The organism is Micromonospora sp. DT227, assembly GCF_049841835.1.
Lineage (GTDB): Bacteria > Actinomycetota > Actinomycetes > Mycobacteriales > Micromonosporaceae > Micromonospora.
Window position 1 is genome coordinate 576,647 of record NZ_JBNCLA010000005.1, and the last position, 14,355, is coordinate 591,001.

Consider the following 14,355-nt stretch of genomic DNA (forward strand, 5'->3'; position numbering starts at 1 on the left):
CCGATCGATAGGATCGGATGCATGCCTTCTCCGCGCCTCCGGTCGGTCCTCGCCGTGGTCGCCGGCGTGGCGGTGCTGCTGACCGCCTGCCGGTCGACGCCGGAGCGGCCCGCTGATCCGGCCCCGGTGCGTCCGGCCTGGCGGGCGGTCGAGTTGCCCGTGCCGGCGGGCGTCGCGGGTCGGCCGCTGCTGCGCGACGCGGCGCACTGCGGGAGCCGCTGGTACGCGGTCGGCGGGCTGGTCGACGGCGCGGGGGAGACCCGGCCGGCGGCCTGGTCCAGCGCGGACGGGCTGAGCTGGTCGGCGTTGCCGGTGCGGGCGCAGACGTTCTACGGCCGGCAGCACGTGCTCTACGCGGTGGCCTGCCGCGACGACGGAATGGCGGCGCTCGGCGCGAAGACGGGCGGCGTGCACGGCAATCCGCGTACCGGAACGTGGGTGTGGCGTCCGGGCGGGCCGGTGCGGGAGGTGCCGGCGGCGTTCGAGTTGTTCGGCGGGCCGCGCGCGGTGAGCGCGGCGCGGCTGGCGGCCGGGCCGGCGGGCTGGTTGATCGCCGGGGCGCGCGCCGACGGGGCGGCGGTGTGGTCGTCGCCGGACGCCGGCGGGTTCGTGCTGCGCGACGGGGTGCCGGAGCTGGCCGGCGATGCCCGGGGCCGGACGACGGCGTACGACGCGGTGGCGGTGGGTTCCGGCTGGCTGGTGGTGGGGTCGTTGCTGCCGACCGGCGGCGCCGCCCTGATGCCGTTGGCCTGGTCGTCGGTGGACGGCCGGTCGTGGCGGCGGTCGGCGCTGCCGGTGTCGGCGGGCGGCGGGGCGGCGGAGCGGGTGGTGACGCGCGACGGCGCGCCGACCGTGGTGGGTCCGGGCCGGGACGGCTTCGCGGTGTGGCGCGCGCCGGCGGGGTCGTCGGACGGTTGGCGGCGGGTGGGCGGGTTCGGCGCGGCCGGTCCCGGGGTGCTCTCGGTGGCGGGTCTGGTGGGCGTCGACGGCCGGCTGCTCGCGGCGACCGGGGACGGCGCGGATCGGCGGCTGTGGATTTCGGGTGACGGTGGCGCGTCGTGGCGGCCGGTGATCGTCCCGGCGTCGGTGCCGGACCGTGGGGACGCCGCGCTGGCGGTGGCCGCCGGTGATGCCGGAATGCTTGTGGTCGCCGACGACGGGAAAAGCTCCCGTGCCTGGTGGGCGGCGTTGCCGGCCGTCGATGAGTAGCGGGTGATGGCGGGTTGACCCGTTACCGATGAAACCTCGGTGAACGCCTTGTGCCGCCTTCGGTTCTTACGGGAAGCGTCGGGAATCCGCCACGGCGTGTAACGGTTCGGTCAACCCCGCTTTCCGGGTCTTACGCCACCGCTGGCCGGTGGGATAACGTCCCGGCCCAGACCGGCGACGACGGTCTGGTTCGTCCGCCCCCGCAAGTGCCAATCAGCAGCGGGTGGTTCGGACCATGGACGGAGGAGGGTTCGGGCCTTGAGGCAGAAGCTCGCACGCGTGATCGGCGGGGTCGCCATGCTGGCGCTCGTCGCCGGTGGTACCGCTTGTTCCAGCGGCAGCGACGACGAAGCGTCCGGGGGCAGCGCCTGCGGGAGCAAGATCGCTTTCTTCGGCGCGCTGACCGGTAGCTCGGCCGCGCTGGGCATCAACGAGAAGAACGGCGTCAAGCTGGCGGTCGACAAGTACAACAAGGAGAACGCCGACTGCAAGGTGGAGCTCGCCGAGCTCGACTCGCAGGGCAGCCCGGACCAGGCGCCCGGTCTGGCCCAGAAGGCGATCGACGACGCCAAGATCCTCGGCGTGGTGGGTCCGGCCTACTCGGGCGAGTCGGAGGCCGCCGGTCCGCTGTTCAGCGAGGCCGGCCTGGTCACCATCACCCCCTCCGCGACCCGGCCCAGCCTCGCCGAGCAGGGCTGGAAGACGTTCTTCCGCGCGGTCGGCAACGACTTCAGCCAGGGCCCGGCCGCCGGCAACTACATGAAGAACGTGATGAAGGCCGACCGGGTCTACGTCATCGACGACCAGTCGGCGTACGGCGCGGGCCTGGCCGACGAGGTCAAGAAGGTGCTCGGCCCGGCGGTCGTGGGTAGCGACAAGGTCCAGGGCGAGGGCAAGCAGACCGAGTTCTCCGGCGTGGTCACCAAGGTCAAGGCCGCGAACGTCAAGGCGGTCTTCTACGGTGGCTACTACCAGGAGGCCGGCCTGATCCGCAAGCAGCTCACCGCTGCCGGCGTCACCGCCCCGCTGGTCGCCGGTGACGGCGTCAACGACGGCGCGTACATCACCTCCGCCGGCGCGGCGGCTGCCGAGGGCACCATCCTCACCTGCCCCTGCCAGCCGTCCACCGAGGCGCGCGGCACCTTCGCCGCCGACTACAAGGCGCTCAACGGCGCCGACCCGGGCACCTACAGCGACACCGCGTTCGACGCGGCGAACATCCTGCTGGCGGGCATCAAGGCCGGCAAGTCCTCCCGCGCCGACCTGCTGGAGTTCGTGAAGGGCTACAGCGGCGAGGGCGTGGCGGCCAGCTACAAGTTCGTCGAGGGCGGCGAGCTGGACCCGGCGCAGGTCAAGGTCTGGGCGTTCAAGGTGCAGGGCGGCAAGGTTGTCCCGGACCAGGAGATCCCCAAGTCCTGATCGGTCGATCGCTGCGACTGGCGATTGAGTTGTGAATCGCGGGTGCGGCCGGGAGCTGGCTCCCGGCCGCACCCCCTTTTTCTCTTCAGCGACGGAGCGTCCCTCCCTTGAACTTCGACGGACTGTTCTCCAACTTCGGGGAACTCACCACGACCGGCCTGACGCAGGGCGCGATCTACGCCCTGGTCGCGCTCGGCTACACGCTTGTCTACGGCGTGCTCAGGCTCATCAACTTCGCCCACTCCGAGGTCTTCATCGCCGGCGCGTTCGCCGCGATCTGGACCTGGAACGGCTTCGGCCTCGACCAGGACTCGCAGGTCAGCGGCGTCGGCTCGATCCTGTTCTACCTGCTGGTGGCGATGATCGTGGCGGCCATCGCCTCGGCCGGCACCGCGACGGTGATCGAGCGGGTGGCGTACCGGCCGCTGCGCAAGCGCAACGCGCCGCCGCTGGCGTTCCTCATCACCGCGATCGGCGCCTCGATCGCGATCTCCGAGGCGTTCGGCGTCTACACCCGACGCCTGCCGCAGGGCGCGCCGTCGCTGGTCAGCTCCAAGCCGCTGTTCCACATCGCCGGGGTGCCGATCGACAGCATCCAGCTACTCACCATCGGCGCCGCGCTGGTGATGATGTTCGCGCTGGACCAGTTCATCAACCGCAGCCGCACCGGCCGCGGTATCCGGGCGGTGGCCCAGGACGCCAACACGGCGGCGCTGATGGGCGTCAACAAGGACCGGATCATCCTGATGGTCTTCATCGCCGGTGGCACCATGGCCGGTGTCGCGGGCCTGCTCTACGACGTCCGGATCCAGACGCTCACCTACAGCGTCGGCTTCCTGCTGGGCCTCAAGGCGTTCACCGCCGCGGTGCTCGGCGGCATCGGCAACCTCCGCGGCGCGCTGATCGGCGGCCTGCTGCTGGGCGTCGTGGAGAACTACGCCTCGGGCCTGTTCGGCAGTCAGTGGAAGGACTTCGCCGCGTTCGCGGTGCTGGTCGTGCTGCTGATGTTCCGGCCGACCGGTCTGCTGGGCGAATCACTGGGGAGGGCACGCGCATGACGACCACCATTGACCCGCCGGAGCGGCGGGAGACGGCGGTGGACAAGCTGCGGCACGGCCGGGCGGCGATCTCGGATCGTTGGCACCACGCCCCGCGCTGGGTGCGCTGGGTGCTGCTGGCCGCGGTGATCGTGTTCTTCTACGCGTTGCCGAACAAGGAGTTCTACCAGTACCTCGGGCCGATCCCGACGCCCGGGGCGAACTTCACCCAGGTGCTCTTCACCGTCTCGATCTACGTGTTGCTGGCGGTCGGGCTGAACATCGTGGTCGGCTTCGCCGGCCTGCTCGACCTGGGCTACTTCGGCTTCTTCGCGGTCGGCGCGTACACGGTCGCGGTGTTGACGTCGCCGAGCAGCAACGTCAAGACGCTGTGGCCGTGGCTGCTGGTGGTGCCGATCGCGATCGCCCTGACCATGGTCTCCGGCGTCATGCTGGGTACGCCGACGCTGCGGTTGCGCGGCGACTACCTGGCGCTGGTGACGCTCGGCTTCGCCGAGATGATCCGGATCGCGGCGGTCAGCTCCGAGTTCCTCAAGGGACAGCGGGGCTTCAACCAGATCCCGCACCCGCCCGGCAAGTACGCCGACGGCAAGCCGTTCTTCGGTGTGCTCGACGCCCGCCCCTACTACTGGCTGGTGCTCACGCTGATCATCCTGGTGGTGATCGGGGTGCGGAACCTGACCCACAGCCGGGTCGGCCGGGCCTGGATCTCGATCCGGGAGGACGAGGACGCGGCCCAGCTCATGGGCGTGCCGACGTTCAAGTTCAAGCTGTGGGCGTTCGCCTCCGGCGCGGCGATCGCCGGCCTGGCCGGCGCGTTGTTCGCCGGCAAGCAGAACTTCGTCAACTCGCAGAACTTCGAGCTGCTCAACTCGATCATCATCCTGGCCGCGGTCATCTTCGGCGGCTCCGGCAACATCGTCGGCGCGATCGTCGGCGGCGGCCTGGTGGCGTACATGATCGAGCGGTTCCGCGGCATCGAGCTGTTCGGCGTCGAGCTGTACGAGTACCGGTTCCTCTTCTTCGGTCTGGTGCTCGTGGTGATGATGATCTTCCGGCCGCAGGGCCTCATCCCGAACCGGCGACGAGCGGCGGAGTTCAAGGACCGTCGCAAGGAGGTGATCGTCGGTGAGTGACACCGAACAGACCCCGGCCGTTCCGGCCCAGGCCGCGGCGCCCGCCGTCGAGACGGTGGACAAGCGCGAGCCGTTGCTGGAGGTCGACCACGTCACGTTGCGCTTCGGCGGTGTGGTCGCGCTCAACGACGTGGACTTCACGCTCTACAAGGGCGAGATCCTCGGGCTGATCGGGCCCAACGGCGCGGGCAAGACCACCTGCTTCAACGCGATGACCGGCATCTACCAGCCCACCGAGGGGCAGATCCGGTTCCGGGGCGAGAAGATCAGCGGCAAGAAGCGCCACCAGATCACCCGGATGGGCATGGCCCGCACGTTCCAGAACATCCGGCTCTTCCCGGAGATGACCGCGCTGGAGAACGTCCAGGTCGGCGCGGACGTGCACCACAAGACCAGTGTGATCTCCGCGCTGCTGCGGCTGCCGCGGCACTGGCGGGAGGAGCGCGAGGGCCGGGAGAAGGCCGAGCGCCTGCTGGAGTTCGTCGGCATCCTGCCCCGGATGCACGAGTTCGCCCGCAACCTGTCGTACGGGGAGCAGCGGCGCCTGGAGATCGCCCGGGCGTTGGCCACCGACCCGGTGCTGCTCTGCCTGGACGAGCCGGCCGCCGGCTTCAACCCGGCGGAGAAGGAGGAACTGCTCCAGCTCATCCGGCAGATCCGCGACACCGGCGTGACGGTGCTGCTGATCGAGCACGACATGCGCCTGGTGATGGGCGTGACCGACCGGATCGTGGTGCTGGAGTTCGGAAAGAAGATCGCCGAGGGGCTGCCCGCCGAGGTGCGGGACAACCCGAAGGTGATCGCGGCGTACCTGGGGGTGCCGGACGATGCTGCTTGAGATCGAGGACGTGAGCCTGCTCTACGGGCGGATCCAGGCGCTGCACGGCATCAGCCTGACCGTGGACGAGGGCGAGATCGTCGCGCTGATCGGCGCGAACGGCGCCGGCAAGTCCACCACCATGCGGGCGATCTCCGGCATCCGGCCGATCGCCACCGGCAGCATCAAGTTCGCCGGTGAGGACATCTCCAAGCTCCGGGCCGACCTGCGGGTCCGGCGCGGGCTGTGCCAGGCGCCCGAGGGCCGGGGCATCTTCCCCGGCATGACGGTGCTGGAGAACCTCGACATGGGCGCGTACACCCGGCGGGACCGGGCCGGCATCGCGCAGGACCTGGCGCGGGTGCTGGACCTGTTCCCCCGGCTGGCGGAGCGGCGCAAGCAGGCCGGCGGCACGCTCTCCGGCGGCGAGCAGCAGATGCTCGCGGTCGGCCGGGCGCTGATGAGCCGACCGAAGCTGCTGCTGCTCGACGAGCCGTCGATGGGTCTCGCGCCGATGCTCATCCAGCAGATCTTCACCATCATCACGGAGATCAACCAGCAGGGCACCACCATCCTGCTGGTGGAGCAGAACGCCCAGCAGGCCCTGGCCCGCGCGCACCGGGCGTACGTGCTGGAGACCGGCCGGATCGTCAAGAGCGGCACCGGCGCGGACCTGCTGCACGACCCCTCGGTCAAAGAGGCCTACCTCGGCGTGGCCTGACCGACGCCCCCCTCGCAAAAGGAGTACCCCATGTTCCACTCCAGCCCCGGCCGTCGGGCGGCGCTCGGCGTCGCCGGCGCGGCCGCCCTCCTGCTCTCCCTCGCCGCCTGCGGTGAGGAGGAGCAGACCGAGCAGCCCGGCGGCGGCGCGAGCGTGACCGCCACCGCGGATTCCTCGCTGGCCGCCAAGGTGCCCGACGCCATCAAGTCCGACGGCAAGATCGTGGTCGGCACCGACTCCACGTACGCCCCGGCCGAGTTCCTCGACTCCGACGGCAAGACCGTCATCGGCTTCGACGTCGAGCTGTTCACCGCCGTGGCGGCCAAGCTCGGCCTGAAGGCGGAGTTCGTTTCGGCGCCGTTCGGCGACATCATCAACGGCGTCAACTCGGGCAAGTACGAGGTCGGCGTCTCGTCGTTCACCGTCAACGACGAGCGCAAGGGCCAGGCCAACATGGTCAGCTACTTCCAGGTCGGCACCCAGTGGGTGACCAAGAAGGGCAACCCGGCCGGGGTGGCGCTGGACAACGCCTGCGGCAAGAAGATCGCGGTGCAGAAGGACACGGTCCAGGTCGAGGACATCCAGAAGCGTTCCAAGACCTGCACCGACGCCGGCAAGCCGGCCATCACGATCGACCAGTTCCCGGGCCAGGACGCCGCCACCGCCGCGGTCGTCTCCGGCAAGGACGACGCGATGCTCGCCGACTACCCGGTCGGGGTGTACGCGGTGACCCAGTCCAAGGACGCCCTGGAACTGCTGGACAAGCAGTACGAGGCGGCCCCGTACGGCTACGTGGTGGCCAAGGAGCAGGCGCAGTTCGCCGAGGCGGTGCGCGACGCCACCAAGGCGCTGATCACCGACGGCTCGTACAAGCAGGTGCTCGACAAGTGGAAGGTGGGGGACGGCGCGATCACGGATCCCGCGATCAACCCGTGACGACATGACCACCGAGGAAGCGACAACCGCGCGGGCACGGCCGGAACCGATCAAGGCCGTGCCCGTGCGGCACCCGGGGCGCTGGATCGCGGTGGCGGTGCTCGCCGTGCTGACCGCGATGTTCGTCCATCTGTTGGTGACCAACAAGGCCTTCAACTGGCCCTTCATGGTCGACAAGATGTTCCGCCCGCCGATCATCGAGGGGCTGCTGCGCGGCACTGTGCTGATGACGGTCAGCGCGATGCTGATCGGCGTCACGCTCGGCGTGGTGATCGCGGTGATGCGGCTCTCCGACAACCCGATCCTGCGCGGCGTGGCCTGGCTGTACACCTGGTTCTTCCGGGCCGTGCCCCGGCTGGTGCTGCTGGCCGTCTTCGGCAACATCGGCATCCTGTGGAGCCGGGTCGAGTTCGGCGTGCCGTTCGACACCCAGCTCGGCCAGTTGTTCGGCATCGACAACCTGCAACTGCGGTTGTTCGGGTTCTCCTCCCGGGACATCCTCACCGGCTTCATGGCCGGCCTGCTCGGGTTGGCGCTCTCCGAGGCCGCGTACATGGCGGAGATCGTCCGGGCCGGCATCCAGTCGGTGGACCCGGGGCAGACCGAGGCGGCCCAGGCGCTCGGCCTGAGCCGGGGCCAGTTGCTGCGCCGGGTGGTGCTGCCGCAGGCGATGCGGGTGATCATCCCGCCGACCGGCAACGAGACCATCGCCATGCTCAAGGACACGTCGCTGCTGCTCTACGTGCCGGTGAGCGTGGAGCTGTTCTTCCAGCTCGACGCCGTCGGCAAGCGGACGTTCCAGATCTTCCCGATGTACGTCGCCGCCTGCCTGTGGTACCTGTTCCTGACCAGCATCCTGCTGGTCGGGCAGTATTTCCTGGAGCGACACTTCGGCAAGGGCTACGGGACCACGCAACGGGCCCGGGCGCGGCTGCGCACGCTGGCCGCGGAGACCGGTGGAGGCGGCGCCGGAGGGGCGGGGACACCATGACCGAGTTGATCGTGCCCACGCAGGCCACCGCGCCGACGGCCGGGTCCGACCTGATGGTGCGCGCCGAGCAGGTGCACAAGTCGTTCGGGCCGCTGGAGGTGCTCAAGGGCATCGACCTGGAGGTCCGCGCCGGCGAGGTGTGCTGCCTGCTCGGGCCGTCCGGATCCGGCAAGTCGACGTTCCTGCGCTGCATCAACCACCTGGAGAAGATCGACGCCGGCCGGATCTGGGTGGACGGCGACCTGATCGGCTACCGGGAGCGCGGCGGGAAGCTGCACGAGATGCGGGACAAGGAGGTGGCCGCGCAGCGCCGGGCGATCGGCATGGTGTTCCAGCGGTTCAACCTCTTCCCGCACATGACCGTGTTGCAGAACGTCATGGAGGCGCCGCTGCTGCTGCGGCAGGCGAAGAAGACGCAGGCCCGGGAGCACGCCGCGCAGTTGCTGGAGCGGGTGGGGCTGGGCGACAAGCTCGGCGCGTACCCGGGTCAGCTCTCCGGCGGCCAGCAGCAGCGGGTGGCGATCGCCCGGGCGCTGGCCATGCGGCCGAAGCTGATGCTCTTCGACGAGCCGACCAGCGCGCTCGACCCGGAGCTGGTGGGCGAGGTGCTGGACACGATGAAGGACCTGGCCCGCGACGGCATGACGATGATCGTGGTCACCCACGAGATCGGCTTCGCCCGGGAGGTCGGCGACCACCTGGTCTTCATGGACGGCGGGGTGGTCGTCGAGCAGGGCGACCCGCGCGAGGTGATCGCCGCGCCGAAGCACGAGCGGACCCAGGCGTTCCTGGCCAAGGTGCTCTGACGGGTCCGGTGCGGCGTGCGCCGCACCGGACCCTCCGGTCAGTTCACGAAGCCCCGGAGCAGCCAGCCGGGACTCTGCGACTCGCAGACGTAGGTCTGGTAGATGCCGCTGCTGACCCGGGACTGCCCGACCGAGATGCACTTCGACTGGGTCGCGTAGACCCCGCCGCTGACCCAGCCGGCGAACGCGGGCGCGCTGAACGCGGCCACCATGCCGGCGGTGGCGAGCGCCGGCGCCAGGATTCGGACACCCCATCGTCGCATCGGGTCCTCCTTGTGGATGCCATCGACTGATCTCCATACCGTAGCGGTCCGGTCGCGATCCGTGGGGGCCGCTGGTGCCGGGGATGTCGGGGTCACGGACTAGAGTCGCTGCCGTGACAGCTACGACGCCGCGCCTGCTCCTCGTCGACGGACACTCCCTGGCATACCGGGCGTTCTTCGCCCTGCCGGTGGAAAACTTCTCCACCACCACGGGGCAGCCGACCAACGCCGTCTACGGCTTCACCTCGATGTTGATCAACGTGTTGCGCGACGAGCAGCCGACCCACATCGTGGTGGCGTTCGACGTCTCCCGCCGCTCCTTCCGGACCGAGAAGTACTCCGAATACAAGGCCGGTCGCAGCGAGACCCCGACCGACTTCAAGGGCCAGGTCAGCCTGGTCAAGGAGGTCCTCGCCGCGCTGCGCGTGCCGGTGGTCGAGAAGGAGGGCTACGAGGCCGACGACGTCATCGCCACGCTCGCCTGCCAGGCCCGCGACCAGGGCATGGACGTGCTGATCACCACCGGCGACCGGGACGCGTTCCAGCTCGTCGGCGACCAGGTCACCGTGCTCTACCCGCGCAAGGGCGTCTCCGACCTGGCCCGGATGGACCCGGCGGCGGTCGAGGCGAAGTACGGCGTCACCCCCGGCCGCTACCGCGACCTGGCCGCGTTGGTCGGCGAGACCAGCGACAACCTGCCCGGCGTGCCCGGGGTCGGCCCGAAGACCGCAGCCAAGTGGATCAACCTGTACGACGGGGTCGAGGGCGTGGTGGCGCGCGCCGACGAGATCAAGGGCAAGGCGGGCGACAGCCTGCGCGAGCGGCTCGCCGACGTGATCCGCAACTACGAGATCAACTGCCTGGTCACCGACCTGGAGCTGCCGGTGCGTCCCGAGGACGCCCGCTGGCAGGGCTGGGACCGCGAGGCCGTGCACCAGGTGTTCGACACGCTCCAGTTCCGCATCCTGCGCGACCGGCTCTACCAGTACCTCGAAGCCGTCGAGCCGGAGGCCGAGGCCGGCTTCGATCTGGCCGGCGAGGTGCTGACCGAGCCGGGCGCGCTCGCCGGCTGGCTCGGCACGCACGCCCCGGCCGGCACGTCGGTCGGCCTGGCGGCCACGCTCGACACCGGGCCCAACCGCCGGCACACCGCGACCGTGACCGGGATGGCGCTGGCCACCACCGACGGCGCGGGCGCCTGGTTCGATCCGAGCCGGCTGGCCGCCGCCGACGAGGCCGCGCTGGCCGGCTGGCTGGCCGACGCCGGGCGGCCCAAGGTGCTGCACGACAGCAAGCCGGCGGTGCTGGCGTTCGCCGCGCACGGTTGGGAGCTGCGGGGCATCGCCCGCGACACCCAGATCGCCGCCTACCTGGCCCGTCCCGACCAGCGTTCCTACGACCTCATCGACCTGGCGCTGCGATACCTGCACCGGGAGCTGCGCGTCGACGCGCCGGAGACCGGCCAGCTCACCCTGGACGGGTTCGGCGACGACGACGCGGCCGAGCAGAACCTGATGCTCCAGGCCCGGGCCACGCTCGACCTGGCCGACGCGATCGACGCCGAGCTGTCCCGGGACGGCGAGCAGTCCGCCCGGCTGATGGCCGAGGTGGAGCTGCCGCTGATGCGGGTGCTCGCCGCCATGGAACGCACCGGCATCGCCGCCGACACCGACTACCTGTCCGAGCTGGAGGCGCACTTCGCCGCCGAGGTGAAGGCCGCGGCGCAGAGCGCGTACGCCGTGGTCGGCCGGGAGTTCAACCTGGGCTCGCCGAAGCAGTTGCAGGAGATCCTCTTCACCGAGCTGGCGCTGCCCAAGACGAAGCGGATCAAGACCGGCTACACCACCGACGCCGACGCCCTCCAGTGGCTCTACGCGCAGACCGAGCACCCGCTGCTGCACCACCTGCTGCGTCACCGCGACGTCGCCAAGCTCAAGTCGACTGTCGACGGGCTGCTCAAGTCCGTCTCCGACGACGGCCGGATCCACACCACGTTCAACCAGACGGTGGCCGCGACCGGGCGGCTGTCGTCCACCGAACCGAACCTCCAGAACATCCCCATCCGCACCGAGGAGGGGCGGCGGATCCGGCGCGCGTTCGTGGTCGGCGAGGGCTACGAATGCCTGCTCACCGCCGACTACAGCCAGATCGAGATGCGGATCATGGCGCACCTGTCCGCCGACGAGGCACTTGTCGAGGCGTTCAACTCCGGGCACGACTTCCACGCCGCGACCGCCTCCTCGGTCTTCACCGTCGAGGTCGGCGACGTCACCGCCGACCAGCGCCGCAAGATCAAGGCGATGAACTACGGCCTGGCGTACGGGTTGAGCGCGTTCGGCCTGTCCCAGCAGCTCGGCATCTCCGCCGAGGAGGCCCGCGGGCTGATGGAGAACTACTTCGCCGGGTTCGGTGGCGTCCGCGACTACCTCCACGAGGTGGTGGCCCGGGCCCGGCAGGACGGCTACACCTCCACCATCCTGGGTCGCCGCCGCTACCTGCCCGACCTGGTCAGCGACAACCGGCAACGCCGGGAGATGGCCGAGCGGATGGCGCTCAACGCCCCGATCCAGGGGTCGGCGGCCGACATCATCAAGGTCGCCATGCTGCACGTCGACAGCGCGCTGCGCGACGCCGGGCTGCGTTCCCGGATGCTGCTCCAGGTGCACGACGAGCTGGTCTTCGAGGTCGCCCCGGGGGAGCGGGAGGCGCTGGAGGCGCTGGTGCGCAAGGAGATGGGCGCGGCGTACCCGCTGTCGGTGCCGCTGGAGGTGTCGGTCGGCGAGGGCCGCGACTGGAACAGCGCCGACCACTGACCTCTTCGGGCCGTCCCGTGCCGCCAGCGCCCGAGTCGGACCAGGGAGTTCCGTCAGCGGGGTCAGCCCTTGAGCGGGTCGTGCCCCCAGTTCATCAGCGACCAGCGCCACCTCGTGTCGCGGATGTCGCCGGACGGGCGCTGGGCCAGGTGCCGGTGCACGTAGCCGACCACCTTGCGCATGTGCTTGTAGTCGGCGGCGGTGAGCTGGTCGCGCTTGCGGCGCAGCAGGTCCACGATCCGGCGCCCGGAGTCGTGCCCGACCGATTCGCCGCCCTTGGTGCCCGGCTTGTGCCAGCCGACGTGCTTGGACTCGTCGGTCTCCAGCCAGCGGGTCAGCTCGGCGGGTTTCATGTTCACCGCGTCGGTGAACTCGCGGTACGTCTGCTGCGGGTCCTCACTGCGACTCATCGCGGAGCACCTCCGGTCGGTGGGCGACGTCGCGGCCGGAGTCGTCGTTGGTGATCCGGTACTGCGGCTGCTCCGGCGAGGCGTGCACCGGATGCCCGCGGACGTGGGTGCGCTCGGTCAGCTTCTCCTTGACCACGCCGTACGCCCGACCGCTGTGGCTGGCCCAGGAGACGTGGTCGCCGGCGCGGAACTCCTTCTCGGCCATGCCGGCGGTTACCCGCCCGCCGGACCGAGTAACGGTGCGGTCAGGGCCGGATCTCGGCGATCGGCAGCTTGATGTCGAACGGCTCGGCCAACTCGACCACCTCGCTGCCGTCGGCCACCAGCTCGTACTGGCGCTCGCCGCCGGGGCCGATCCGGTCACCGAGGCGGTACGCGTACAGGTGCACCGGGTCCTGCTCGATCCGCCAGTAGAACGGGATGCCGGCGGCGGCGTACTCGCCCGGCTTGGCGAACCGGTCCACCAGCCGGGTGCCGGGCGAGACGATCTCCACGGCCAGCACGACGTCCACGGGGCGGAGCAGGCGGCAGCCGGGCGGCAGCACGGCGTGGTGGAGCAGCACGTCCGGCCGACGGCTTGCGTCGACGTCCAGCTCGATGCTCACCGCCTGGGCGGCGCGTAGGTGGGTCGGGGCGCGGCGCCGTAACCACATGGTCAGCAGGCCGGTGATGTGCTGGTGGCGGGGAGTGGGGAGCGGGGTCACGTGGAGGATGCCGTCGACCAGTTCGACGCGGGGCGCATCGGGGGGCAGCGTCAGCAGATCTTCCACCCGATGGTCGGCGCGCTGTTGCCGGACCGGGTCCGGGCGCCAGGGCGCGGCTTCCGTCATCGGTTCGGTGCTCACCGGGACAGCGTGCCGCGCCACCGCCGGCCCGGGTCGGACCGACGGTGCGACGCGCGCTCAGGTCGCCGGCTTCTCCGTCACGAAGATGGCGGTGCCGGGGAAGAGCCGGCCACGCAGCGGGCTCCACTGGCCCCAGATCCCCTCGTGGCCGGCCGGCCACTCCGGCTCCACCAGGTCGAGCAGGCGGAACCCGGCGCCGACCAGCTCCCGGATGCGGTCGCCCAGCGTGCGGTGCTGCTCGACGTAGGTGGCCACGCCGCGTGCGTCCTGCTCGACGTAGGGGGAGCGGTCGAAGTACGAGTGCACGGCGGTCAGCCCGCCCTCGCCCGGGTCGTCGAGGAAGATCCAGCGCATCGGGTGGGTGACCGAGAAGACCCACCGGCCGCCGGGGCGCAGCACCCGGGCCACCTCGCGCATCGCCGCCGCCGAGTCGTCGACGAACGGGATCGCGCCGAACGCGGTGCAGACCGTGTCGAAGGCGGCGTCGCCGAAGGGCAACGCCAGCGCGTCGGCCTGGACCAGCGGCACGCGTACCCCGCTGCGGTCGGCGGCGTCGGCGGCGTGCCGCAACATGCCGGCGGAGAGGTCCAGCGCGACCGGCCGGGCGCCCTGGGCGGCGAGCCAGCGGGCGGCGGCGGCCGCGCCGGCGCCGAGTTCGAGGATCCGACGGCCGGTGACGTCGCCGAGCAGCCGCGCGTCGGCCTCGCGCAGCCCCTCCGGGCACCAGACGAAGTCGACGTCACCGAGGAACGTGCCGTGCTCGGCCTGGTAGGCGTCGGCGTCGGTGTCCCACCAGCCGCGGTTGGCCCGGCGGATCTCGGCGGCCCCGACCCGCCGGCGGGTCACCCTGTCGTCGTCCACGGAGTCCACGCTAGGGCCGGTCGGGCACCGCGTCGCGGGCGGGCCGGGCGTGTCGCGGGTGGGGCGGATG

14 protein-coding genes and 1 pseudogene are annotated in these 14,355 nt (G+C 70.9%); 10 read left to right on the plus strand and 5 right to left on the minus strand.

Annotation, left to right across the window (positions count from 1 at the left end; genetic code table 11):
* The first annotated feature begins 21 nt into the window (after positions 1-21).
* The 9 genes from ACLQ2W_RS20810 (at position 22) to ACLQ2W_RS20850 (ending at position 9,093) form a co-directional block, all read left to right on the plus strand.
* Positions 22-1,209, plus strand: coding sequence for a hypothetical protein (locus tag ACLQ2W_RS20810; RefSeq protein ID WP_425787837.1), 1,188 nt, complete (start codon positions 22-24; stop codon positions 1,207-1,209).
* A 258-nt stretch (positions 1,210-1,467) separates the two neighbouring features.
* Positions 1,468-2,628: a branched-chain amino acid ABC transporter substrate-binding protein gene (locus tag ACLQ2W_RS20815; protein ID WP_281936428.1), complete on the plus strand. Its 1,161-nt coding sequence runs from the start codon at positions 1,468-1,470 to the stop codon at positions 2,626-2,628.
* A gap of 107 nt (positions 2,629-2,735) precedes the next feature.
* Complete coding sequence (locus tag ACLQ2W_RS20820; RefSeq protein ID WP_405090442.1) at positions 2,736-3,686, plus strand: branched-chain amino acid ABC transporter permease; 951 nt, start codon at positions 2,736-2,738, stop codon at positions 3,684-3,686.
* The gene (locus ACLQ2W_RS20825) at positions 3,683-4,822 is read left to right on the plus strand and encodes a branched-chain amino acid ABC transporter permease (protein WP_425787838.1); all 1,140 of its coding nucleotides are present in this window, start codon (positions 3,683-3,685) and stop codon (positions 4,820-4,822) included. The genes ACLQ2W_RS20820 and ACLQ2W_RS20825 overlap by 4 nt, the downstream gene beginning before the upstream one ends.
* The gene (locus ACLQ2W_RS20830; RefSeq protein WP_425787839.1) at positions 4,815-5,660 is read left to right on the plus strand and encodes an ABC transporter ATP-binding protein; all 846 of its coding nucleotides are present in this window, start codon (positions 4,815-4,817) and stop codon (positions 5,658-5,660) included. The genes ACLQ2W_RS20825 and ACLQ2W_RS20830 overlap by 8 nt, the downstream gene beginning before the upstream one ends.
* Positions 5,650-6,360, plus strand: coding sequence for an ABC transporter ATP-binding protein (locus ACLQ2W_RS20835; protein ID WP_405090441.1), 711 nt, complete (start codon positions 5,650-5,652; stop codon positions 6,358-6,360). The genes ACLQ2W_RS20830 and ACLQ2W_RS20835 overlap by 11 nt, the downstream gene beginning before the upstream one ends.
* Positions 6,361-6,390: 30 nt before the next feature.
* The gene (locus tag ACLQ2W_RS20840; protein WP_425787840.1) at positions 6,391-7,296 is read left to right on the plus strand and encodes an ABC transporter substrate-binding protein; all 906 of its coding nucleotides are present in this window, start codon (positions 6,391-6,393) and stop codon (positions 7,294-7,296) included.
* Between the two features lie 4 nt (positions 7,297-7,300).
* Complete coding sequence (locus ACLQ2W_RS20845) at positions 7,301-8,287, plus strand: amino acid ABC transporter permease (RefSeq protein ID WP_357304321.1); 987 nt, start codon at positions 7,301-7,303, stop codon at positions 8,285-8,287.
* Positions 8,284-9,093, plus strand: a complete 810-nt coding sequence (locus ACLQ2W_RS20850) for an amino acid ABC transporter ATP-binding protein (RefSeq protein ID WP_425787841.1) — start codon at positions 8,284-8,286, stop codon at positions 9,091-9,093. Before ACLQ2W_RS20845 ends, ACLQ2W_RS20850 begins: the two co-directional genes overlap by 4 nt.
* A 38-nt stretch (positions 9,094-9,131) precedes the next feature.
* On the opposite strand, the gene ACLQ2W_RS20855 is transcribed toward ACLQ2W_RS20850, so the two are convergent.
* Entirely contained in the window at positions 9,132-9,356 is a 225-nt protein-coding gene (locus ACLQ2W_RS20855) for a hypothetical protein (RefSeq protein WP_281936416.1), read from the minus strand.
* Between the two features lie 113 nt (positions 9,357-9,469).
* Here ACLQ2W_RS20855 and polA point away from each other — a divergent pair, with 113 nt between their 5' ends.
* On the plus strand, positions 9,470-12,169 hold the full coding sequence (polA, locus tag ACLQ2W_RS20860) for a DNA polymerase I (RefSeq protein WP_425787842.1): 2,700 nt from the start codon (positions 9,470-9,472) through the stop codon (positions 12,167-12,169).
* 65 nt (positions 12,170-12,234) lie between these two features.
* Here polA and ACLQ2W_RS20865 read toward each other — a convergent pair.
* From ACLQ2W_RS20865 to ACLQ2W_RS20880, 4 genes and pseudogenes are all read right to left on the minus strand, one after another.
* A pseudogene (locus ACLQ2W_RS20865) lies at positions 12,235-12,579 on the minus strand (DUF3140 domain-containing protein); the annotation flags it as partial.
* On the minus strand, positions 12,566-12,784 hold the full coding sequence (locus ACLQ2W_RS20870) for a DUF2945 domain-containing protein (RefSeq protein WP_281936414.1): 219 nt from the start codon (positions 12,782-12,784) through the stop codon (positions 12,566-12,568). The pseudogene ACLQ2W_RS20865 and the gene ACLQ2W_RS20870, both read right to left, overlap by 14 nt.
* A gap of 40 nt (positions 12,785-12,824) precedes the next feature.
* A complete protein-coding gene (locus ACLQ2W_RS20875) occupies positions 12,825-13,424 on the minus strand; it encodes a Uma2 family endonuclease (protein ID WP_425787843.1) in 600 nt (199 codons plus the stop codon).
* Between the two features lie 57 nt (positions 13,425-13,481).
* Complete coding sequence (locus ACLQ2W_RS20880) at positions 13,482-14,285, minus strand: class I SAM-dependent methyltransferase (RefSeq protein WP_425787844.1); 804 nt, start codon at positions 14,283-14,285, stop codon at positions 13,482-13,484.
* Positions 14,286-14,355 lie beyond the last annotated feature (70 nt).